Origin of the sequence: Gryllotalpicola sp. (genome assembly GCF_027352875.1) — a bacterium.
In the GTDB taxonomy this organism is placed as follows: domain Bacteria; phylum Actinomycetota; class Actinomycetes; order Actinomycetales; family Microbacteriaceae; genus Gryllotalpicola.
Window position 1 is genome coordinate 16,432 of sequence record NZ_DAIEII010000051.1, and the last position, 21,501, is coordinate 37,932.

At 70.1% G+C, this 21,501-nt stretch carries 20 protein-coding genes and 1 pseudogene; 3 read left to right on the forward strand and 18 right to left on the reverse strand.

Annotation, left to right across the window (positions count from 1 at the left end):
• Positions 1 to 26: 26 nt before the first annotated feature.
• The 8 genes from argJ to infC all read right to left on the reverse strand — a co-directional run bounded on the left by argJ (position 27) and on the right by infC (position 8,301).
• A complete protein-coding gene (gene argJ, locus M7D61_RS06110; protein ID WP_298228605.1) occupies positions 27 to 1,187 on the reverse strand; it encodes a bifunctional glutamate N-acetyltransferase/amino-acid acetyltransferase ArgJ in 1,161 nt (386 codons plus the stop codon).
• On the reverse strand, positions 1,184 to 2,227 hold the full coding sequence (argC, locus tag M7D61_RS06115) for an N-acetyl-gamma-glutamyl-phosphate reductase (RefSeq protein ID WP_298228607.1): 1,044 nt from the start codon (positions 2,225 to 2,227) through the stop codon (positions 1,184 to 1,186). Before argC ends, argJ begins: the two co-directional genes overlap by 4 nt.
• Before the next feature lie 247 nt (positions 2,228 to 2,474).
• A complete protein-coding gene (gene pheT, locus M7D61_RS06120; RefSeq protein WP_298228609.1) occupies positions 2,475 to 4,997 on the reverse strand; it encodes a phenylalanine--tRNA ligase subunit beta in 2,523 nt (840 codons plus the stop codon).
• Entirely contained in the window at positions 4,997 to 6,037 is a 1,041-nt protein-coding gene (gene pheS, locus M7D61_RS06125) for a phenylalanine--tRNA ligase subunit alpha (protein WP_298228610.1), read from the reverse strand. The genes pheT and pheS overlap by 1 nt, the downstream gene beginning before the upstream one ends.
• Before the next feature lie 98 nt (positions 6,038 to 6,135).
• The gene (locus M7D61_RS06130; protein ID WP_298228612.1) at positions 6,136 to 6,930 is read right to left on the reverse strand and encodes an RNA methyltransferase; all 795 of its coding nucleotides are present in this window, start codon (positions 6,928 to 6,930) and stop codon (positions 6,136 to 6,138) included.
• Positions 6,931 to 6,993: 63 nt separating this feature from the next.
• Positions 6,994 to 7,374, reverse strand: coding sequence for a 50S ribosomal protein L20 (gene rplT / locus M7D61_RS06135; protein ID WP_298228614.1), 381 nt, complete (start codon positions 7,372 to 7,374; stop codon positions 6,994 to 6,996).
• Between the two features lie 32 nt (positions 7,375 to 7,406).
• Positions 7,407 to 7,613: a 50S ribosomal protein L35 gene (gene rpmI, locus M7D61_RS06140; protein ID WP_298228616.1), complete on the reverse strand. Its 207-nt coding sequence runs from the start codon at positions 7,611 to 7,613 to the stop codon at positions 7,407 to 7,409.
• Positions 7,614 to 7,617: 4 nt separating this feature from the next.
• Positions 7,618 to 8,301 (reverse strand): translation initiation factor IF-3, encoded by a 684-nt coding sequence (gene infC / locus M7D61_RS06145; protein ID WP_298228618.1) that lies wholly within the window; start codon positions 8,299 to 8,301, stop codon positions 7,618 to 7,620.
• 256 nt (positions 8,302 to 8,557) lie between these two features.
• Here infC and M7D61_RS06150 point away from each other — a divergent pair, with 256 nt between their 5' ends.
• Complete coding sequence (locus tag M7D61_RS06150; protein WP_298228619.1) at positions 8,558 to 8,944, forward strand: DUF1844 domain-containing protein; 387 nt, start codon at positions 8,558 to 8,560, stop codon at positions 8,942 to 8,944.
• Positions 8,945 to 9,127: 183 nt separating this feature from the next.
• Here the strand turns inward: M7D61_RS06150 and M7D61_RS06155 are convergent, their stop codons facing one another.
• The 6 genes from M7D61_RS06155 to M7D61_RS06180 are packed head-to-tail and all read right to left on the reverse strand — an operon-like array spanning position 9,128 to position 13,438.
• Entirely contained in the window at positions 9,128 to 9,967 is an 840-nt protein-coding gene (locus tag M7D61_RS06155; protein ID WP_298228620.1) for an SseB family protein, read from the reverse strand.
• Positions 9,951 to 10,679, reverse strand: coding sequence for a bifunctional 1-(5-phosphoribosyl)-5-((5-phosphoribosylamino)methylideneamino)imidazole-4-carboxamide isomerase/phosphoribosylanthranilate isomerase PriA (gene priA / locus M7D61_RS06160; protein ID WP_298228622.1), 729 nt, complete (start codon positions 10,677 to 10,679; stop codon positions 9,951 to 9,953). The genes M7D61_RS06155 and priA overlap by 17 nt, the downstream gene beginning before the upstream one ends.
• Complete coding sequence (gene hisH / locus M7D61_RS06165; protein WP_298228624.1) at positions 10,676 to 11,308, reverse strand: imidazole glycerol phosphate synthase subunit HisH; 633 nt, start codon at positions 11,306 to 11,308, stop codon at positions 10,676 to 10,678. The genes priA and hisH overlap by 4 nt, the downstream gene beginning before the upstream one ends.
• Entirely contained in the window at positions 11,305 to 11,907 is a 603-nt protein-coding gene (hisB, locus tag M7D61_RS06170) for an imidazoleglycerol-phosphate dehydratase HisB (RefSeq protein WP_298228626.1), read from the reverse strand. Before hisB ends, hisH begins: the two co-directional genes overlap by 4 nt.
• Before the next feature lie 4 nt (positions 11,908 to 11,911).
• Positions 11,912 to 13,024 (reverse strand): histidinol-phosphate transaminase, encoded by a 1,113-nt coding sequence (locus M7D61_RS06175; RefSeq protein WP_298228628.1) that lies wholly within the window; start codon positions 13,022 to 13,024, stop codon positions 11,912 to 11,914.
• 21 nt (positions 13,025 to 13,045) lie between these two features.
• Positions 13,046 to 13,438: a LysM peptidoglycan-binding domain-containing protein gene (locus M7D61_RS06180; protein ID WP_298228630.1), complete on the reverse strand. Its 393-nt coding sequence runs from the start codon at positions 13,436 to 13,438 to the stop codon at positions 13,046 to 13,048.
• A 235-nt stretch (positions 13,439 to 13,673) separates the two neighbouring features.
• Between M7D61_RS06180 and lexA the strand changes: the two genes are divergently transcribed.
• Complete coding sequence (gene lexA, locus M7D61_RS06185; protein ID WP_298228632.1) at positions 13,674 to 14,345, forward strand: transcriptional repressor LexA; 672 nt, start codon at positions 13,674 to 13,676, stop codon at positions 14,343 to 14,345.
• A 65-nt stretch (positions 14,346 to 14,410) separates the two neighbouring features.
• Here lexA and metE read toward each other — a convergent pair whose 3' ends face one another.
• Both metE and M7D61_RS06195 read right to left on the reverse strand, forming a co-directional pair.
• On the reverse strand, positions 14,411 to 16,756 hold the full coding sequence (metE, locus tag M7D61_RS06190; protein ID WP_298228634.1) for a 5-methyltetrahydropteroyltriglutamate--homocysteine S-methyltransferase: 2,346 nt from the start codon (positions 16,754 to 16,756) through the stop codon (positions 14,411 to 14,413).
• On the reverse strand, positions 16,753 to 17,697 hold the full coding sequence (locus tag M7D61_RS06195; protein WP_298228635.1) for a methylenetetrahydrofolate reductase: 945 nt from the start codon (positions 17,695 to 17,697) through the stop codon (positions 16,753 to 16,755). The genes metE and M7D61_RS06195 overlap by 4 nt, the downstream gene beginning before the upstream one ends.
• 138 nt (positions 17,698 to 17,835) lie before the next feature.
• On the opposite strand from M7D61_RS06195, the pseudogene M7D61_RS06200 reads away from it, so the two are divergent.
• A pseudogene (locus tag M7D61_RS06200) lies at positions 17,836 to 18,330 on the forward strand (ABC transporter ATP-binding protein); the annotation flags it as partial.
• 415 nt (positions 18,331 to 18,745) lie between these two features.
• Here M7D61_RS06200 and M7D61_RS06205 read toward each other — a convergent pair.
• Entirely contained in the window at positions 18,746 to 19,543 is a 798-nt protein-coding gene (locus M7D61_RS06205) for a hypothetical protein (protein ID WP_298228637.1), read from the reverse strand.
• Between the two features lie 39 nt (positions 19,544 to 19,582).
• The coding region (locus M7D61_RS06210; protein WP_298228639.1) for a hypothetical protein at positions 19,583 to 21,501 on the reverse strand (1,919 nt) is incomplete at its 5' end.

Sequence of the window (21,501 nt, forward strand, 5' to 3'; positions counted from 1 at the left end):
TCGAGGTTGTCGCTCACAGCAGGCGCCTAGCTCGCGTACGCGGAGTTCTCGTGCACGTAGTCGTGCGTGAGGTCGTTCGTCCAGATCGTCGCGCTCCGGCTGCCGGCGTGGAGGTTGATGAGCACCTCCACCCGCCGGGGCGAGAGGTCGACGAGATCGCGGCTCTCGAACGGCTCGCCGGCCTTGCAGAGCTGCACTCCGTTGAAGGCGACATCGATGCCGTACGGGTCGAACGCGGCCGTCGTCGTGCCGACGGCCGCGAGCACGCGGCCCCAGTTCGGATCGTTTCCGAAGATCGCCGCCTTGAAGAGGTTCGAGCGCGAGACGGCGCGGGCGACCTCGACGGCGTCCTCCTCGGTGGCGGCCTCGACGACGGCGATGTCGATGTCGTGGCTCGCGCCCTCCGCGTCCGACTGCAGCTGCAGGGCGAGGTCGCGGCACACCGCGGTGAGGCCGACGGTGAACTCGGCGGTCTCGGGCGCGATGCCGGACGCGCCCGAGGCGAGCAGGGCGACGGTGTCGTTCGTCGACATGCAGCCGTCGGAGTCGAGGCGGTCGAAGGTGACCGCGGTGGCGCGGCGCAGCGCTGCGTCGAGATCGGATGCCGCGAGGTCGGCGTCGGTGGTGACGACGACGAGCATCGTCGCGAGCCCCGGCGCGAGCATTCCCGCGCCCTTGGCCATGCCCCCGATCGTCCACCCGGCGTCGCCGCGGAACACGGCCTGCTTGGCATGGGTGTCGGTCGTGATGATGGCGCTCGCGGCGTCCTCGCCCGCCTCGGGCGTCGTCGCGAGCGCGGCGGCGGCGAGCACGACGCCGTCGAGCAGCGTCGCGCGCGGCAGCTGGTCGCCGATGAGCCCGGTCGAGCACACGATGACATCGCCCGCCGAGATGCCGAGCGCCTCGCCGACCTTCTCCGCGGTGGCGTGCGTGGTCTGGAATCCCGCAGCGCCGGTGTAGCAGTTGGCACCGCCCGAGTTGAGGACGACGGCCTCGATGACGCCGTCCTTGATCGCCTCGCGGCTCCACAGCACCGGATTGGCCTGGCAGCGGTTGCTCGTGAACACGGCCGCCGCCGCCTTCGACGGCCCGAGGTTGTAGACGAGGGCGAGATCGGGGTTGCCCGAGGCCTTGATGCCGGCCCGCACGCCGGCGGCGGCGAACCCTTGCGCTGCGGTGACGCTCACGGCGCGACTCCATTCACGGTGAGGCCGCGACCCTCGGGAAGGCCGAGGGCGATGTTCGCGGACTGGATGGCGGCACCCGCGGTGCCCTTGACGAGGTTGTCGACGGCGATGACCGCGACGACGCGGCCCGCGGCCTCGTCGACGGTGACGCCGATGAGCGCGGTGTTCGCGCCGAGCACGTCGGCCGTGCGCGGCCACTGGCCCTCGGGCAGCACCTGGACGAAGGCCTCGCCGGCGTAGGCCCGTTCCCAGGCATCCCGCACCGCCGGGTGGTCCACGCCCGGCAGCAGCTTCGCGGTGACGGTGGCGAGGATTCCACGGGCCATGGGCACGAGAACGGGCGTGAACGACACGGTCGGAGCGGTCGCGCCGGCGGCCCTGAGGTTCTGCTGGATCTCGGGGATGTGGCGGTGCGTGCCGCCGACGGCGTACGGGTTGGCACTGCCGAGGATCTCGCTCGCCAGGTACTGGGCCTTGAGGGTGCGGCCGGCTCCGGACGGGCCGACGGCGAGCACGGCGACGATGTCCTGCTCGTCGACGAGGCCGGCATGGATGCCGGGTGCGATCGCGAGGCTCACCGCGGAGGCGTTGCAGCCGGGGGCCGCGATCTTCCTCGCTCCCAGGAGGGCGTCGCGCAGCTTGCCGGTGGCGGTGGGCAGCTCGGGCACACCGTACGCCCACGGCTCATGGAACGCGCCGCCGTAGAACTTCGCCCACGCGTCGGGGTCGACGAGGCGGTGGTCCGCGCCGCAGTCGATCACGAGGACCTCATCGGGCAGTTCGTCGGTGAGAGCGCCGGACGCCCCGTGCGGCAGCGCGAGGAACACGACGTCGTGGCCGGCGAGGTTCTCCAGCGTTGTCTCGACGAGGGTGAGGTGCGCCAGCGAGCGCAGCTGCGGCTGCAGCTCGACAAGCGGTCGGCCCGCGTTCGAGGACGCGGTGACGGTGCGCACCTCGAAATCGGGATGCTCGGCGAGGAGGCGCAGCACCTCGCCGCCCGCGTACCCGGAAGCGCCGGCGACGGCGACCGAGAAAGTCATGATTCCCACCTTAGGGACTGAGCGAACACGGATTCTGCTGTCACGGCGACGGGCGCAGCGGACCGTGGAACGGTCAGGCGCGCGTCGCCAGGGTTCGCTCGGCGAGGCGTCGGCGGAGCACACGGCGGGCGAACCGCTGGGCCGTCGAACGCGAGATGGTCACGGATCGACCCTACTACAGGGCCTCGCGGCTCTCGCCGCCGCGGCGCGGGCGACGGTCCCCGGACCGTCGCTGCCCGCTCCATCGCTATTCGCGGACGACAGCGCCGAGCAGTTCTCGGGCGCGCGCCGCGCCGTCGAGCTTGGCCGCGGACGCCTCCGCGGCCGTGAGCGTGCGGTCGCTGGCGCGGAAGCGCAGCGCGAAGGTGAGGCTCTTCGATCCGCCCGGCACGCCCTGACCCCGGTAGTCGTCGACGAGGCGGATGTCTTCGAGCAGCGCGCCGGCGCCCTCGATGACGGCCGTGCGCACCTCGCCGGCCGGCACCGCGACCGGCACGACGAGCGAGAGATCCTGCGTTGCCGCGGGAAACGCGTCGATGGCGGGAATGGCGAGGTGCTCGGGCGCGAGGGCGATGAGCCGGTCGAGCTCGACCTCGAACACGGCAACGCGCTCGGGCAGGCCGAGCTCTGCCGCGACGTGCGGCAGCAGCTCGCCGGCGAAGCCGATGCGGTGCCTCACACCGTCGACGACGGCGAACACCCCCGCGGTGCGGCCGGGGTGGAGCGTGCGATGCCGCCACTGGGCGACATCGAGCTCGAGGGCGACCGCAAGGCCGAGCGACCGCACCGCGGCGAGCGCGTCGGCGAGGCCCGCTGGGATCGCTGCCCGGCCCGGCGCCTTCGGCTCGGCGGCCCCGAGGAAGAGGCCGGCGACGAGCCGCGGCTGCGGCGGGATGCCGCGATTCAGGGCCTCGAGGGTGCTCTCGGATGGCCGCGCGGTGCCGAGGGGCAGCACGGCGGAGCCGTACTGGGTGGCGGGCTCGGGGCGGAACACCTGACCGATCTCGTAGAGCGCGAGGTCGACGAGACCGCGCGAGAGGTTGCGCTTCGCCTGCTCGATGAGGCCGGGCAGCAGCGAGACGCGCAGGTAGGCGGCGGTCTGGTCGAGGGCGTTGGCGAGCTTCACGGCGGGCACGGTCGGCGCGGTCGCCGAGCCGAACAGCTCGATCTGCGCCGCGGTCGAGAACGGGTAGGCGAGCACCTCGGTGAGGCCGGATGCGGCGAGCACCTGCGCGACCTGGCGCCGCAGCAGCTGCTGCCTCGTCAGGCCCCGGCCGGCCGGGGCGCTGGGCAGCACGGTCGGGATGCGGTCGTAGCCGGTGATGCGGGCGACCTCCTCGGCCAGGTCGGCTGCGGTGTGCAGGTCCGGGCGCCACGAGGGCGGGGTGACGAGCAATCCGGTCGCGGTCTTCTCGATCTCGCCGCCGATCTCGGCGAGGGTCGATTCGACCTCGGCATCGGTGTACGCGACGCCGATGAGTCCGCTCACGTATCCGGTGGGCAGGGCGATCGCGGACGCGGGCTGCGCCTGGTGGATCCTCGCGCCGAGACCGGTCGCGTGGGCGCCTGCGAGCTGCTCGAGCAGCTGAACGGCGCGCGCGGCCGCGGCGGCGGCGACCTGCGGGTCGACACCGCGCTCATAGCGGCGGGACGCCTCGCTCGACAGCTTGTGACGACGCGCGGTGCGCGCGATCGACACGGGGTCGAAGTTCGCGGACTCGACGAGCACGCGGGTCGTCGCGCTCGTGATCTCGGTCGCGAGGGCGCCCATGACGCCGGCGAGACCGATGGCGCCGGAGTCGTCGGCGATGACGAGGTCCTCGGGGTCGAGGGCGCGCAGCACCCCGTCGAGGGTCGTGAGCGTCTCACCGGGCTTCGCACGACGGACGGTGATGCCGCCGGCGATCGTGTCGAGGTCGTAGCCGTGGATGGGCTGGCCGAGTTCGAGCATGACGTAGTTCGTGATGTCGACGACGAGCGAGATCGAGCGGATGCCGGCGAGTTTGAGCCGAGCGATCATCCACGGCGGGGTGGGGCGCGAGGGGTCGACCCCCGCAACCGCGCGCGCGACGAAGACGGTCGAGCCGATGTTGCCGCGCAGCGGGGCGGCGTCGGCGATGGTCACCGGGAATCCGCTCGCCCCGGCGGCTGCGGCGTCGGCGGCGGGGCCTTCGGCCGGGTCGCGGAACACGCTGCCGGTGGCGTGCGCGTACTCGCGGGCGATGCCGCGGATGGACAAGGCGTAGCCGCGATCGGGGGTCACGTTGACCTCGACGGCGGCGTCGTCGAGGCCGAGCAGTGAGATCGCGTCGGCGCCGACCTCCGCCTCGAGGCCGAGCGCGGCGAGCCGCAGGATGCCCTCGTGCTCGTCGCTGAGCCCGAGCTCGCGGGCACTCGCGATCATGCCGTCGCTGACGTGGCCGTAGGTGACGCGCGCGGCGATCGGGAACGGCCCCGGCAGCACCGCACCGGGCAGGGTCACGACGACCTGGTCGCCCGCGACGAAGTTGAGCGCGCCGCAGACGATGCCCCGCACTCCCCCATTCGCCTCTCCGACGTCGACCTGGCACCAGCGGATGGTCTTGCCGTTCGACTGCGGCTCCTCGACGAACTCGACGACCTGGCCGACGACGACCGGACCGGTCACCTCGAAGCGGTGGATGTCCTCCTCCTCCAGCCCGACCGTGACGAGGGCGGCGTGGACGGCCTCGGGCGAGACGTCGACGGGGAGGTCGACGTACTCCGCGAGCCAGGACAGCGGGACGCGCATCACACCACCATCCCGAAGGCCTGCGAGAAGCGGATGTCGCCCTCGAGGAAATCGCGCATGTCGCCGAGGTCGTTGCGGAACTGCAGGGTGCGCTCCAGCCCCATGCCGAACGCGAAGCCCTGGTAGACCTCGGGGTCGATGCCCGCCGCGCGCAGCACGTTGGCGTTGACCATCCCGCAGCCGCCCCATTCGATCCAGCGCGGGCCGCCCTTGGCGGCGGGGTGCCAGATGTCGAGTTCGGCGGAGGGCTCCGTGAAGGGGAAGTAGTTGGGGCGCAGGCGGATGCGCGCGTCATCCCCGAACATCACGCGGGCGAAGTGCTCCAGCGTGCCGCGCAGGTGGGCCATGGTGAGGCCCTTGTCGACGGCGAGGCCCTCGATCTGGCTGAAGACGGGCAGGTGCGTGGCATCGAGCTCGTCGGTGCGGTACACCCGCCCGGGGCACACCACGTAGACGGGCAGGTCGCGCTCCAGCAGCGAGCGCACCTGCACCGGGCTGGTGTGCGTGCGCAGCACGAGATGCGAACTCAGCGGCTCGACGAAGAAAGTGTCCTGCATGGCGCGCGCCGGGTGGTCGGCATCGAAGTTGAGGGCGTCGAAGTTGTACCACTCGCTCTCGAGCTCGGGGCCCTCGGCGACCTCCCAGCCCATGCCGACGAACACGTCCGAGACGCGCTCCTGAATGAGCGAGAGCGGATGCCTGCTGCCCGAGCGCCCCGGCACCGCGATGGCGGTGACGTCGACGGCCTCCGACTCGAGGCGCCGCGCCATCTCGGCGGCGGCGATGTCAGCGTCCTTCGCGGCGAACGCCTCGTTGACCTGGGCGCGGGCGCCGCCGACGAGCTTGCCGAACAGGGCCTTCTGCTCGTTCGGCACGCTGCGCAGCTGCGCATTGAGGAGCGCGAGCGCCGAGTGCTCGCCGAGATGCTCGGCGCGGACGGCCTTGACGGCCGCGGAATCCGCCGCGCCCGCAATGGCCGCAAGGGCCGCCGCGACGGCTGCGGCGACGGATTCTTCGCTCAGCGCGGGGTTCTCTGACACAAGCACCAAGTCTAGAGAGCGGTGACAGGTGCACCCGCTCAGCCCCGGCGATCCGGCGGCGGGTATGGCGGATCGCCGGGCGAGGACCGGCGCGGCGATCAGGTCCGCTGCGCGAACGCGCTTTCGTACAGGCAGACGCTCGCCGCGGTCGCGAGGTTCATCGACTCGGCGCTGCCGTAGATCGGGATCGTGATGACCCGGTCGGCCTGGGCGAGTTCGTCGCCCTCGAGGCCGTGCGCCTCGTTGCCGAACACCCACACCGTCGGCGCGGCCAGCGCGGCGCGCGCGGCGAGCAGGTCCTCGCCCTTGACGTCGGCGGCCAGCACCTGGAGCCCGCCCGCGTGCGCCCGCGCGACGATATCGGCGAGCTTTGCACCGACGGCGATGGGCACGTGGAAGAGGGATCCCGTCGTCGAGCGCACCACCTTCGGGTTGTAGAGGTCGACGGAATCGTCCGAGAAGATCACGGCGTCGGCGCCCGCGGAATCCGCCGCCCGCACGATCGTGCCGGCATTGCCGGGGTCACGAACCCGCTGCAGCACCGCGACGAGCTTCGGCCCTGCCGCGAACACCTCGTCGAGCGAGGTCGGGAACTGCCGGGCGACGCCGACGAAGCCCTGCGGGGTGATCGTGTCGGACATCGACTCGAGCACCGCCTCGGTCGCGACGCGCACGTCGACGCCGGCCTCGACGGCGATGAGCTCGATGTCGGGATGCCGCTCGAGTGCGCTCTTCGTGGCGTAGAGCTCGACGACGAGCTCGGGCCGGTAGTTCAGGATCTCCTCGACCGATTGGGGTCCCTCGAGGAGGAACAGCCCCGTTTCGGTGCGCGCCGACTTCTTCGCCAGCTTGGCGACGGCGCGCATTCGAGGTGATCGGGGATTGGTGAGCACGCCACCAGACTACGGAAAAGGGCCGCCCCGCCGAAGCGGTGCGGCCCTTTCGCCGAACGCGACCTACGCGGCCTTGGCGTTGACGTCGGCCGGCAGTGCCTTCTTCGCGGTCTCGACGAGCGAGGCGAAGGTCGCCGGCTCGTTGATGGCGAGCTCTGAGAGGATGCGGCGGTCGACCTCGACACCCGCGAGCGCCAGGCCCTGGATGAAGCGGTTGTAGGTGATGCCGTTGGCGCGGGCCGCGGCGTTGATGCGCTGGATCCAGAGGCGGCGGAACTCGCCCTTCTTGGCGCGACGGTCGCGGTAGGCATAGACGAGGGAGTGGGTGACCTGCTCCTTCGCCTTGCGGTACAGACGCGAGCGCTGGCCGCGGTAGCCCTCGGCGCGCTCGAGCGTGGTGCGGCGCTTCTTCTGGGCGTTGACCGCCCTCTTCACACGTGCCATTTCTCTTCCTCAGGTCTCTCTATGTCTCTGTCTCAGCGGCCGCGCGACTTGCCGAGCAGCCGCTTGATGTTCTTGGCGTCGTTGGCGGGCAGCACCTGATCCTCGTTGAGGCGGCGGGTGCGGCGGCTCGACTTGAGCTCGAGGTTGTGGCGCATGCCGGACTGCTGCTTCTGCACCTTGCCGGAGCCGGTGACCTTGAAGCGCTTCTTGGCACCCGAGTGGGTCTTCTGCTTGGGCATCCTGCTATTCCTTCTCGGTTGTCGGTTGCTCAGTTGCCGCCGGGGTCTCAGCCTCGGTCGGGGTCTGGGTGTTCTGCGGAGGGGTTCCGGTCTTCGCCTTCGCCTTCGCCGCGTTGGCCTCGGCCTTCGCCTCCGCCTTGTTCTTCAGCGGGCCGATGACCATGACCATGTTTCGTCCGTCGACGGTCGGGGTGGATTCCACGGAACCCCACTCGATGACGTCTTCGGCAAATCTCTGGAGCAGACGCACGCCCATCTCGGGGCGGGACTGCTCACGACCGCGGAACTGGATCATCGCCTTGACCTTGTCGCCGTTCTGAAGGAACTCGACGGCCTTGCGCGTCTTCGTCTCGTAGTCGTGCTTGTCGATCTTGAGGCGGAACCGCACCTCTTTGAGGATGGTGTTCGCCTGGTTGCGCCTGGCCTCTTTGGCCTTCTGTGCGGCTTCGTACTTGAACTTGCCGTAATCCATGATCTTCACCACGGGAGGCTTGGCCTCGGGGGCCACCTCCACGAGATCGAGGTCGGCCTCCTGCGCCAGGCGCAGTGCCACCTCGGTCTTCACGATGCCGATCTGCTCGCCTCCGGGGCCGATAAGGCGGACCTCGGGGACACGGATACGGTCATTGGTACGGGAATCGCTGATGCGGGGCTCCTCTTGCTCGATCTGCGGCGGCCGAATGGCCACGAGAGCGGGAGCACAGCGCTTGCAGGATGCCGCGCGCGCGGCATCCGTTCGGCCAACCCCCTGTCGCCGCACCCCGTTGCCTGGGTGGTCTCGGACGGTCTGCCGGAGAACCGGCGGAGGGTTGCAACCCGGTAACCTGGAAGGCGGTCAACGCGGGTGGGATGTGATTCCACTTTCGTTCTGCAACCTGGGCTGCAGAGCCAAAATCCAATCATACCAGAGCCGCCGCTGGCGGCCAAAGGCGGGTCAATCGGTCATGAGCGACGAGTACGTCCACAGGTATTCGGCCGAGGCGATCGACGCCTTCGATGCAGTCGGCGAGCAGGTCATGGACATCGGCGCGGTGCCGGCGATCGAGATCATCCAGACCGTCGTGCTGCACCTCATGAGCGCCGCGGCCGTCTACCTGGGGCTCGGCGAGGGCGAGAACGCGGCCGAGCAGCTCGACCTCTCGGAGGCGCGCAAACTCATCGAGGCGCTCGCCGGTCTCGTGACGGCCGCCGCGCCCGACCTCGGCGACCATCACGCGCGCCCGATCCGCGACGGATTGCGCACGCTGCAGCTCGCGTTCCGCGAGGCCTCGCCGTTCCCCGACGCCCCGGGCAAGGGTCCCGGCGAGAAGTACACCGGCTCGGTGATCTGAGCTTGTTTCCGCGCCGCCGCCGCTGCGGCGCGGGTCGCTGCGCGATGCGACGTACGCGCCGTCGCATCGCTATGGCTGGGCAGGAGCGCACGCCACCGCGGTCACCGCGCTCGGCCAGAGCTCGTCGGTGTCGATCTTCTCGCACAGCCTCGCGATGAACTCCGGGATCGGCACGGCCCGAACCTACCGGAGCGCGAGGCGGAGAGAATCCACGCCGTCGGCGATCGCGGCGGAGGCCGCCCAGGCGGCGCCGAGGCGCCGGACGGCCGCGTCGAGGCCGGCCTGGTCGAGGCCAGGTCGCAGGGTGAGCCGCACCAGCAGCTCCTCCGCGCGCAACCGGTAGGCGGGGTCGGCGCCCTCCAGGGCGACCGCGACCGCGTCGGGATCGGCGGCGACGGATTCGGCGAACGCCGCCGCGACCGCAGGATTCTCCGCAGCGGGAATCCAGGTCGCGCCGGTCGCGAGGGCCCGCACGGCCGGACGACGCAGTACGTGCTCGTGCGGGCTCGCCGGATCGACGACGACGAGCTCCGTGCCCTCGCTCGCGGCGGCGAGCGCGATGCGGGGACCCGCGGCGGGAACGGGCCGGGCCTTCGGATCCCAGAGTCGCATCGCTTCCACCGAGCTGAAGGCCGGAAGCACCCGCCGCCCGTCGGGGCCGGCGACGGTGACGATGGCGAGCTCCTGCGTCTTGTCGACGAGATGGCCATCCGGCGCGTGCCCCACGTCGCCCGCGTGCGCGACGAGCGGGACGAGCAGGCGGGCGGTGCGGAAGGCTTCGACGATGGCGACCGGATCGTCGGCGCCTGACGCAAAAGCCGTCAGCGCGGCGAGCAGCACCGGGTCGGCTGCGCCGTCGTCGGCGGCCGCGGGGTTCGGCTGGAAGGAGCGGCCCGCCCAGGGCTGGCCCGCGGAATCCGCGTCGGCGGTAGCGCCGAACAGGCGCCTCCCGCCTGCGGCGGCGCCCGACGACGCCGAGGTCCGCGAGGCTTCCGCCTCTAGGCCGTCAGCGGCCGGCGACATCGAGCGCCTCGACGAGCGTGAACGCCCCGGCGTACAGCGCCTTGCCGACGATCGCAGCCTCGACGCCGGCCGGCACCAGCGCGCGCAGCGCGCGCAGATCGTCGAGGCTGGAGATGCCGCCCGACGCCACGATGGGCTTGGACGTCCGCTCGGTCAGCTGCGTGAGCAGGTCGAGGTTCGGGCCCATGAGCGTGCCGTCCTTGGTCACGTCGGTGACCACGTAGCGCGCGCACCCCGCCTCTTCCAGGCGCGACAGCACCTCCCAGAGATCGCCGCCGTCCTTGGTCCAGCCGCGGGCGGCGAGCGTCGTGCCGCGCACATCGAGCCCGACGGCGATCTGCTCGCCGTACCGCCCGATCACCGCACCGGCCCACTCGGGGTTCTCCAGGGCCGCAGTGCCGAGGTTGACGCGGGTCGCGCCCATCTCCAGCGCGTGCTCGAGGCTCGCGTCGTCGCGGATCCCTCCGGACAGCTCGACCTTCACGCCGGACACCTCGCGCAGCACGTCGCGCAGGATCGAGCGGTTCTCGCCCCGGCCGAACGCGGCGTCGAGGTCGACGAGGTGGATCCACTCGGCTCCCTGGTCGACCCATTCGCGGGCCGCGTCGACGGGGCTGCCGTAGCTCGTCTCGCTGCCGGCCTCGCCCTGCGTGAGGCGCACGGCCTTTCCGTCTGCCACGTCGACCGCGGGCAGCAGCACGAGCCGGCTCACAGCGCGTTCACCCAGTTCGTGAGCAGGCGGATGCCGGCCTGGCCGGACTTCTCGGGGTGGAACTGCGTCGCCGACAGCGGCCCGTTCTCGACGGCTGCGACGAATGGGCCGCCGTAGTCGGCCCAGGTCACCTTCGCCGCCGGGTACGGCGGCGGCGTCTCGAGCGTCCAGTCCTGCACGGCGAAGGAGTGCACGAAGTAGAAGCGCTCCTCGCCCACGCCGTCGAACAGCACGGAGTCCTCGGGCGCGCTCACGGTGTTCCAGCCGATCTGGGGCAGGATGTCGCTCTTCAGCTCGTCGACTGCGCCCGGCCACTCCCCCAGGCCCTCCGACTTCACGCCGCGCTCGTCGCCGGTCTCGAAGAGCACCTGCATGCCGACGCAGATGCCCAGCACCGGGCGGGAGCCCGCGAGGCGACGGTCGATGATCTCGTCGCCCCGGACTGCCTTGAGCCGGCTGACGACCGCCTCGAAGGCGCCGACGCCGGGGACGACGAGGCCGTCGGCATCCATCGCCTTCCGGCGGTCGCGGGTCACCTCGACCGTCGCACCGGCGGCCTCGAGCGCCTTGGCGGCCGAGTGGATGTTGCCCGAGCCGTAGTCGAGGACGACGACGCGCGGTGCGCTCACAGCGCGCCCTTGGTCGACGGAATGCCGCTCACGAGCGGGTCGAGCGCCTTCGCCTGACGGAACGCGCGCGCGAAAGCCTTGAACTCGGCTTCGGCGATGTGGTGCGGATCGCGCCCGGCGAGGACGCGCACATGCACCGTGAGCGCGGCGTTGAACGCGATCGCCTCGAAGACGTGGCGCACGAGGGAGCCGGTGAAGTGGCCGCCGATGAGGTGGAACTCGAAGCCGGCCGGTTCGCCCTCGTGGACGAGGTAGGGACGGCCCGAGACGTCGACGACGGCCTGCGCGAGGGCGTCGTCGAGCGGGACGAGCGCGTCGCCGAAGCGGCTGATGCCGCTCTTGTCGCCGAGCGCCTGCTTGATCGCCTGGCCGAGCACGATGCCGGTGTCCTCGACGGTGTGGTGCACGTCGATACGGGTGTCGCCCTTCGCACGCACCGCAAGGTCGGTGAGCGAGTGCTTGGCGAACGCGGTGAGCAGGTGGTCGAAGAAGGGCACCGAGGTGTCGATGTCGGCGCGGCCGGAGCCGTCGAGGTCGAGGCTCAACTCGACGCTCGACTCGCCCGTCTCGCGTCTGATCGAGGCCTGACGTGCTGTCATGCCTCTAGCCTACCGAGGCCGGATTCGCGGCCTCGGCGCGGTTCCGGACGTATCGGGCGACCGCGCTGAGGAATTCGCTCGTCTCGTCCTGGGTCCCGGCGGTGACGCGCAGGTGGCCGGGAATGCTCGTCTCGCGGACGATGATGCCCTCCTCGTAGAGGGCGTTCCAGAGCCCGTGCGGGTCGTCCAGTCCGCCGAAGAGGACGAAGTTGCTCCACGAGGCGTGCACCGTGAGGCCGAGTCCCTTGAGGGTGGTGATGATGCGGTCGCGCTGCACCTTGATGTCGTCGACGTTCTGGAGCATGAGGTCGGTATGGGCGAGCGCGCCGAGGGCGGCGGCCTGCGTCAGAGCAGAGAGGTGGTAGGGCAGGCGCACGAGCCGCAGGGCGTCGGCGACGGCGGGGTCGGCGGCGAGATAGCCGAGTCGCACCCCGGCGAAGGCGAACGCCTTGCTCATGGTGCGCGAGACGATGAGCCGCTCGCGGCCCGGCAGCAGGCTGAGGGCGCTTGGGGCATCCTTCGGCGCGAACTCCTGATACGCCTCATCGACGACGACGATGCCGCGCGTCGCCTCGTAGACAGCCTTGACGACGTCGAGGCTCAGCGGGGTTCCGGTCGGGTTGTTCGGGGAGCACAGGATGACGACGTCGGGGTGCCCGGCCGCGACCTGGGCCGCTGCGTCCTCGGGCCCGAGCGTGAAATCGGCCTCGCGGCGACCGCCGACATAGTTCGTCGCCGTGCCCTTGGCGTAGAGCGGATACATCGAATAGGTGGGCTCGAAGGAGAACAGCACGCGCCCGGGTCCGCCGAATGCCTGGAGGATCTGCTGGATGATCTCGTTCGAGCCGTTGGCCGCCCAGATCTGATCGGGCGTGAGACCGTGCCCGAGGAAGTCGGCGAGAGCCTCGCGCAGTTCGGTGAACTCGCGGTCGGGGTAGCGGTTCGCGTTCGCGACGGCCTCGCGGAGGCGGTTCAGGATGTCGACCTGGACCTCGGCGGGGACGCCGTGGGTGTTCTCGTTGACATTGAGTTCGACCCGCAGATGAGCCTGCGGCGCCCCGTAGGGCTTGAGGCCGCGAAGGTCATCTCGAAGAGGGAGGTCGTCGAGCGTCGTCACCCGTCAATCGTAGAAGGCGGATCAGTGCGAGTACTGCGTGGGAACGGCGAGGCTCTCGCCCGCGAACACCGTCGCCGACGCGAGCTGGTTGAGGTCGACGATGGCGGTGATGACGACGCGCGGGTCGGCGTCGGGGGCGATGGTCTCGGCGATCTGCCAGAGGGACTCGCCCTGCTGCACGGTGACGTGCTGGAACGAGACGTTCGACGGATCGGTGCTCGCCGCCGCGTTGCCGCCGGACAGGCCGAGCACAGCAAGCGTGACGATGACGGGGGTCACGATGACGGCGGCGACCACCGCACGACCGCGCCGGGTCAGACGCAGGCGGCTGCGCACGACCGCCTCGCGGACACCGACCATGCCGGGCATTGCGCCTCGAGCAGGCGCGTACACACCTGTTGCGATGGTGCTCATTGTGCTACCTCCAGGTTGGTCATTTTCTTCGGAACGGATATTCGATGGGAAACCCTAGACTAGAATATAATTTCGATTCTCGGTTTGCGCAATACTGAGTGTCAGGCGAATGTTTTCGAGTGTTTCGGCAACACACTCGAACACATCCGCGAAAACCGGCGGTTCCTTCGCTAGTTTTCTTCTGCTGTCAAAATGCAAACACGAACCACTGACATTCAGTCCGTAAGGGAGCGCAGTGACCGACACCAAGCCCAAGACGAGGCGTCGCACAAGCCTCAGCGACAAACAGCTCGCCATCCTCGACGTCATCAAGAAGTCGCTGGCGGCCCGCGGCTACCCGCCGAGCATGCGCGAGATCGGCGACGCCGTCGGGCTCGCCTCGCTCTCGAGCGTCACGCACCAGCTCCAGCAGCTCGAGCTCAGCGGTTATCTGCGCCGCGACCCCAACCGGCCGCGCGCCCTCGAGATCCTCATCGACACCCCCTCTCCCGCGCAGGAATCCGAGGACTTCGACTCCAAGATCCCCGTCGGCGACGCGACGCTCGTCCCGCTCGTGGGGCGCATCGCCGCCGGCATCCCCATCACCGCCGATCAGCAGATCGACGAGGTGTTCCCGCTGCCCCGCCGGCTCGTCGGAGGCGGCGACCTCTTCATGCTCAAAGTCGTCGGCGAGTCGATGATCGACGCCGCCATCTGCGACGGCGACTGGGTCGTCGTGCGCCAGCAGCACACCGCCGAGAACGGTGAGATCGTCGCGGCGATGCTCGACGGCGAAGCGACCGTCAAGGTCTTCCGCCAGCGCGACGGGCACACCTGGCTGCTGCCGCGCAACACCGCCTTCGAGCCGATCCTCGGCGACGAGGCGGTCGTGCTGGGCAAGGTCGTCGCGGTGCTGCGCTCGGTGTAGCTCGTCGTCTCCAGCGCGAAGGGGGCGGGATTCCTCGGAATCCCGCCCCCTTCACAGCCGATCGGCTAGGCCTTCTCGAGCTCCGCGCGCACGGTCTTCGTCGCCGCGATGATGTTCCGCAGCGAGGCGACGGTCTCGTCGTAGCCGCGGGTCTTGAGACCGCAGTCCGGATTCACCCACACCTGGCGGGTCGGGATGTGGGCGACGGCCTTCTCGAGCAGTTCGGTGACCTCGGCCACCGACGGCACGCGCGGCGAGTGGATGTCGTAGACGCCGGGGCCCACTCCATGCGCGAAGCCGCTCGTCTCGATGTCGTGCACGACCTCCATGCGCGACCGGGCAGCCTCGATCGAGGTGACGTCCGCGTCGAGGTTGCTGATGGCGTCGATGATGACGCCGAACTCCGAGTAGCAGAGGTGGGTGTGGATCTGCGTCTCGTCCGCGACGCCCGCGGTGGCGAGGCGGAACGAACCCACCGACCAGTCGAGGTAGGCGGCCTGGTCCCTCTTCTTCAGCGGCAGCAGCTCGCGCAGCGCCGGCTCGTCGACCTGGATGACGCCGATGCCGGCCGCCTCGAGGTCGTGGATCTCATCGCGCAGGGCGAGCGCGACCTGGCGGGCCGTCTCGCCGAGCGGCTGGTCGTCGCGGATGAACGACCAGGCGAGGATCGTCACTGGCCCGGTGAGCATGCCCTTGACCGGCTTGTCGGTGAGGGACTGGGTGTACGTCGACCACTCGACGGTGATGGGCTTGGGGCGCGAGACGTCGCCCCAGAGAATCGACGGGCGGGTGGCGCGCGAACCGTAGGACTGCACCCAGCCGTTCTCGGTCACCGCGAAGCCGTCGAGGTTCTCGGCGAAGTACTGCACCATGTCGTTGCGCTCCGGCTCCCCGTGCACCAGCACGTCGAGACCGATCTCCTCCTGCAGGTCGACGACGCGCTTGATCTCCTCGCGCATCGCCTGCTGGTACTCGTCCCAGCCGATCTCGCCCTTGAGGAACCGCGCGCGCTCCTTGCGGATGTCGCCCGTCTGCGGGAAGGAGCCGATCGTCGTCGTCGGCAGCAGCGGCAGGTGCAGCTTCGCCTCCTGGGCGGCCAGGCGCGCCTCGTAGGCGCCGCGGTTGAAGTCGGCCTCCGTGAGCGCGGCGAGGCGCGCACGCACGGCGCCGTCGCGCACGCCCGGCGCGCTCCGGCGGTCGACGAGGGCAGCGGATGCCGCGTCGAGGTCGGCCTGGATCGCGTTCCGGCCCTCGACAAGGCCCTTCGCGAGCACGGCCACCTGGGCCGCCTTCTGGTCGGCGAAGGCGAGCCAGCTCTTCAGCCGAGCGTCGAGGTGCGGCTCGTCCTCGACGTCGTGCGGCAGGTGGAGGAGCGACGTCGAGGTGGCTGCCGCGACCTTCGGCGACAGCGCTGCCAGCGCCTCGAGCACGCCGAACGCCGCGTCGAGGTCGCCGCGCCAGATGTTGTGGCCGTCGATGACGCCGCCGACCAGGGTCTTGCCCCGCAGCGCGGCCGCCGTTGCCGCATCGAGCCCGGTGGGGATCGCACCGCGCACCAGGTCGAGGCCGATCGCCTCGACCTGGGTCGCTGCAAGCACGGGAAGCGCGTCGTCGAGTGCCGCATACGGAGCCGCGACGAAGAGCTGCGGCCTGCCGTCGAGGGCGCCGACGGCGCTATAGGCCGACGCCGCGGCGGCGAGCACGTCCGCCCGGGAATCCTCGAGCGACTCGCTGACGAGCGCCGGCTCGTCGAGCTGCACCCACTCGGCGCCGGCCGCGGCGAGACGCTGCAGCAGTTCGGCGTAGACGGGCACGAGGTCGGCGAGGCGGCTCAGCGGGCGGAACCCCTCAGGCGCGTCGTCGGACGGCTTGGCGAGGGCGAGGAAGGTGACGGGGCCGACGATGACGGGGCGGGTGAGAGAGCCGACCGCCTTCGCCTCCTCGAACTGCGTCACGAGGTAGTCGCTCGCGAGGCGGAAGACCGTCTCGGGGCCGACCTCGGGCACGAGGTAGTGGTAGTTCGAGTCGAACCACTTCGTCATCTCGAGGGGGGCCTTGTCGCCCTCGCCGCGGGCGATGGTGAAGTAGCCGGCGAGGTCGACGCGGCCGGAGGCATCCTGCAGCGACGCGAACCGCGTCGGCACCGCGCCGACGGTGACGGCAGCGTCGAGCACCTGGTCGTAATACGAGAACGACTCCGGGATGGCGCTGTCAGCCGCGCCCAGGCCGAGCGAGGCGAGGCGCTCGCGCGTCGCGGCCCGAAGCCGCTTGGCCTGGTCCTCGAGCTCGGCGGCGTCGATCGAGCCCTTCCAGAACGCCTCGACGGCCTTCTTGAGCTCGCGGCGGCGGCCGATGCGCGGGTAGCCGATAACGGTGCCGACGGGGAACGCGGAGTCGTTGGTCGCGGTCATGCTGGTTCCTTTTCAGTGGTGGCGGAGTCGACGAGGCCGGCGCGCGCGAGCACGTCGAGCGCGGGTGCGGCCTGGTTGAAGGTGTAGAGGTGGATTCCGGGGGCGCCGCCTGCGACGAGCCGGCTCGCGAGCGAGGCGGCGTACTCGATGCCGACCTCGCGGCGGCCCTCGTCGGTCGGCTCGACCTCGAGCGCGATGGCGAGCTCGCTGGGCAGGTCCTCGCCGGAGAGCTCGAGCATGCGCTTCAGGCGCGCGGGACTCGTCACCGGCATGATGCCCGGCAGGATCGGGAACTCGACGCCGGCCTCCTTCGCCTTCTGGGCGAAGGAGAGGTAGTCCTCGGCGTGGAAGAAGAGCTGCGTGATGGCGAGGTTCGCGCCCGCCGCCTGCTTCGCGAGCAGGGCGTCGATGTCGCGGTCGATGGTGCGCGACTCGGGATGGCCGTTCGGGAACGCCGCGACCGCGATGACGACCTTCTCGCGGCCGTCGGCGTCGAGGGCGACCGCGGGCGAACCGGGCAGGGCGACCTCGCGGTAGGGGGCGCGCTCGGCCTGCACGCGGTGGATGAGCTGCACGAGCTCGGCGGCGGTCGCGAAGTCGCCGCGCGGGGCATCCGCCGCCGTGCCGTCGGGTGCGTCGCCGCGGATGGCGAGGAAGGACCGCACGCCCGCGTCGAGGAACTCGCGCACGACGCGGGCGGCCTCGGCATACGTCGAGCCGACGGCCGTGAGGTGGGCCATGGCGGGCACGCTCGTCGTCTCGAGCAGCAGTTTGAGGACGTCGAGCGAGGCGCTCTGCGACGAGCCTCCCGCTCCGTAGGTCACCGAAATGAAGTTCGGACCGGCCGCCGCGAGGCGCTGGACCGTCTGCGGCATGCGCGCGGCGACCGCCGCGTTGCGCGGCGGGTACAGCTCGAACGAAAAGGAGGCCGATGTGCTCATGGTGGTTAAACGGTGAAGCGGAGCGCGGGTGCCGGGCTCGGCTTTCGCACCAGAGGACAGCCCCAGTGTAGCCGGGGCCGTCGTGCGCATTCGCCGAAAGGTTTCGCCGCGTTACGAGCGATGCGCTAGCTTCGAGCCATGCCGAGCGAAGAGCGCGGAATCGTCGTCCACGCCGCGGCCCGCTCGTTCGGCGCGGTCCAGGCGGTGCGCGACATCAGCTTCGAAGCGCGAGCCGGCGAGGTGACCGCGCTCGTCGGACCCAACGGCTCCGGCAAGACGACCCTGCTGCTCATGCTCGCCACGCTCCTCGTACCGGATCACGGATCCTTGCGCATCAACGGCCTGGACCCGATCGCCGCGCCGCATGCGGTGCGCCGGGTCACCGGCTGGATGCCCGACGTTCTCGGCTCCTGGCCGAACCTCACCGTCACCGAGGCGCTGGCGCTGACCGGGAGGCTGTACGGGATGTCTCCCGGAACGTCCCGCGCTCGCGCGGAGGAGCTCATCTCGCTGGTCCGACTGGATCCCCTCGCCCGACGGCGCACCCGGGTGCTGTCCCGCGGCCAGAAGCAGCTCCTCAGCCTGGCGCGCGCGCTCGTGCACGACCCTGATGTGCTGCTGCTCGACGAGCCGAGGATGCGTTTGGAGGATATCTAGCTGATGTGGTTAGTCGACCGGGCGGGGCGACGTACTCCTGACGAAACGCGGGCTTGCTGTGGCGGACCGTCTTGGCAGAGAGGCGGGCGCCGGTCGTTAGTCGTGTTCGGGTTATCCATCTGACCGGACTGCTCCTACTCCTCGCCTCGCACGACCGGTTTGGGGTCACCCTTCGGATCCCGGCATTCCCCGATGCCGCTCCAGGTCGGCTTGACATTCCCGATTGAACGTCCCCTCTTCACCTCGGCAGGATAGCCAACGGCCGTCAATCTGGAACAACGATCGATTGAACCGCAGGGGATGGACGAGACCGGAGAAGCTTGCTCTCCCACGCTGAGCCGTACATCTCGGTCCTGCCGTCAAGCATCGATGGGTCCTCCTTGACGGGACCTCAGCACGACGAGGACCCGGTGAAGGCCGGCTCCACCAGGTACAAGATGGTGCCGGTATAGATGCCCGCCGGTTGGGTCGTCGTCACCTGGACGGCGTCGGTCAGCGTCACCGTGTCCGATCCGGCCCCCGTGCCGTTCGTGGCGTTCCAGATACTGGTCACCGAACTCGTCGAGTAGCCGACGTAGGGCGTGCCCGATCCGTAGGGGGTGCAGAGCGCCGCCCCTGAGGATCCCGATCCACTGAGCGAGGCGCTGGCGTAGAAGACGTTCACCGGCCGAGACGACGCTCCCGAGGTCGAGGCCTGGACGAGCATCGAGCCGCCGAGGGTCGTGAGCGCGGAGGAACTCACCCGCACCCGGTAGCCGCCTGTCGCATTGGTCTGGACCGTGAGGACCACGCTCGAGGTGGTGAAGGAGCCACCGGGCAGGGCGACGAGGGTGATCACGGTGCCCCCCGAGGCATTCGCCGTGCAGGTCCCCGATCCGACGCTGCACGTGTTCGCGAAGGTGAGCGACTGGGGTGTGGGCACGACAAAAGTCACCGACTCCGAGGTGCCGCTGTCGATGCTGCTCGCCCCATTGTAGGTGGTCACGAGCGAGGCGAAGGCTCCGGTGTTCGTGGTGTTGGTCAGTCCGCTGAGCGCGATCGAGACGTCGGTCCCGGCGGCCACCGAGGTCGAGGAGAAGGAGTAGGTGAGGGTCGTCCCGCTCAGCGAGACGCTGGCTCCCGTCGTGATCGAGCTCGGCGTGACCGTGCCGATCGTCGGCGTCCCCTGGGTGACACTCGGCACGGACATCGTGACCGAGGTGAGGAGCGAGGTGGACGCCGTGGTGAACTAGTAGGTGTAGGAGGCGCTCGCTCCGGAGGTGGTGGACGAGGTGGTCCAGCTCGTCGAGCCGAGGGGTCCGCCGACGAAGGTCACCGAGGGGGTCGTCCCCGAGTCGATGGTCGCCCCGGAGTTCTTGGTCGCCACGACCGAGGTCGAGGTGCCTGGCGTCGTCGGGTTGGTGAGGCCAGTGAGGGCGATGGAGACGGCGGTGCCCGAGGTCACGTAGGTGGCGCTGAAGGTGTAGGTGAGGGTGGTGCCGCTCAGCGCCACCGCCCCCCCCGCCAAGGCCGCCGGGGTGACCGTCCCGACCGCCGGGGTTCCCGCGGTCCCGTTGGGAACGGTCGTCGTCACCTGGTTCAAGTTGGTCGTGGAGGCCGTGGTGAAGCCGTAGGTGTAGGTGACCCCGGTCGCCGAGGTGTGGTTGGCCGAGGTCGACCAGGACAGCGCGGTCAGCACGGTCGAGGTGAAGGTCACCGACGGGGTGGTGCCGGAGGCGATGGCGGTGCCTTGGTCGCTGATGGTGATGGTCGAGGTGTAGGCCCCGGCGCTCGAGGTGTTGGTGAGACCGGTGATGGCGATCGAGACGTTGGTGTTGATGCCGACCGATGTCGCTGAGGCCAAAGTGTAGGTGAGCGTGTTCAAGGCCAGGCTGACCGTGCCGCCGCTCAGGGCGGCGGGCGTGACCGTGCCGACGGCTGGCGTGCCAGCGGTGCCCGAGGGCACGGTCATGGTGATGGCATCGATGGTGGCGTTGACCTGGATGGCGAAGGTGTAGGTATAGGTGGTGTTGGCGCTGCCCACCCCAGTGGAGGAGGCGGTCCAGGTGGGGTTGCCGAGGGCGCTCGAGCTGAAGGAGAGGCTGGGGGTGGTCCCCGAGTCGACGGCCGCAGAGCCGTTCTTGGTCGTGATCGACGAGGTGTAGGTGCCAGGGCTGGAAGTGTTCGTGAGCCCGTTGATCTGGATCGACCAGACGTCGCCGCTGGCGATGTAGACGCTGTTGAAGGAGAAGGTCAGGGTCGTGAGAGAGAGGCTGACTGCTTGGTTGGCCAGGGTGATGTAGCCCTGGCTCGAGGGGCTGTAGACGCTGACCGTGCCGACGGTCGGTGTCCCGCCCGTGCCCCCGGGCACGGTCAGGGTGACCGAGGAGAGCGACGTTCCCGATGCGATCGTGAAGCCGTAGGTGTAGGCGACCCCCGCGGTGCTCACGGTCGTCGACGAGGCGCTCCACGAGAGTGAGGTGAGGGCGGTGGAGGTGAAGGTCACCGTCGGCGTGGTGCCGGAGGCCACCACCGAGGCACCGTCGTAGGCAGTGACACTTGAGGCGTAGCTCCCGGCCGTCGAGGTGTTCGTCATCCCCCCGATCACGAGGGTAATGGTGGCGCTGGAGCTGACCGAGGCGGCGGTGAAGGAGTAGGTCAACGTCGTCCCGCTGAGGGCCACGGTGCCGCCGGCGATGGCCCCCGGACTGGCCGAGTTGACCACCGGGGAACCGGACGTGCCGAATGGCACGCTCATCGAGATCGAACTGAGGGTGCTCGGCGCGGAGAGGGCGAAGCTGAAGGTGTAGGCGACGTTGGTGGCGCTGATGGCCGTCGAGGAGACCGACCAGGAGAGCGACGTCAGGGCCGTGCCGCTGAAGGTGACGGCCGGCGCCACCCCCGAGTCGACAGGCGGTTGGAACGCCGTGCTCGGATACGTGGTGATGGCCGAGGGGTAGCTCCCTGCGACACTCGTGTTGGTGAGCCCGGTGATCTGGATCGAGATCACCGCACCGTTTGGCACATAGGTAGCGGTGAACGAGAAGACGAGCTCGCCGTTCGTGAGGCTCACGCTCGGGGAGGGCAGCGTGATGTACGACGGCGTCACGCTGACCGTGCCCACGGCCGGCGTCCCGCTCGTCCCCCCCGGCACGGTCATCGTGATCT

Bases quoted from the DNA above. Each gene is read 5' to 3' on its own strand.
- argC (WP_298228607.1), bottom strand. From the start codon at position 2,227: ATGACTTTCTCGGTCGCCGTCGCCGGCGCTTCCGGGTACGCGGGCGGC.
- pheT (WP_298228609.1), bottom strand. From the start codon at position 4,997: ATGCGCGTCCCGCTGTCCTGGCTCGCGGAGTACGTCGACCTCCCCGTC.
- rplT (WP_298228614.1), bottom strand. From the start codon at position 7,374: ATGGCACGTGTGAAGAGGGCGGTCAACGCCCAGAAGAAGCGCCGCACC.
- rpmI (WP_298228616.1), bottom strand. From the start codon at position 7,613: ATGCCCAAGCAGAAGACCCACTCGGGTGCCAAGAAGCGCTTCAAGGTC.
- M7D61_RS06150 (WP_298228619.1), top strand. From the start codon at position 8,558: ATGAGCGACGAGTACGTCCACAGGTATTCGGCCGAGGCGATCGACGCC.
- M7D61_RS06155 (WP_298228620.1), bottom strand. From the start codon at position 9,967: ATGTCGCCGGCCGCTGACGGCCTAGAGGCGGAAGCCTCGCGGACCTCG.
- hisB (WP_298228626.1), bottom strand. From the start codon at position 11,907: ATGACAGCACGTCAGGCCTCGATCAGACGCGAGACGGGCGAGTCGAGC.
- M7D61_RS06180 (WP_298228630.1), bottom strand. From the start codon at position 13,438: ATGAGCACCATCGCAACAGGTGTGTACGCGCCTGCTCGAGGCGCAATG.
- metE (WP_298228634.1), bottom strand. From the start codon at position 16,756: ATGACCGCGACCAACGACTCCGCGTTCCCCGTCGGCACCGTTATCGGC.
- M7D61_RS06195 (WP_298228635.1), bottom strand. From the start codon at position 17,697: ATGAGCACATCGGCCTCCTTTTCGTTCGAGCTGTACCCGCCGCGCAAC.
- M7D61_RS06205 (WP_298228637.1), bottom strand. From the start codon at position 19,543: ATGTCCGTGCCGAGTGTCACCCAGGGGACGCCGACGATCGGCACGGTC.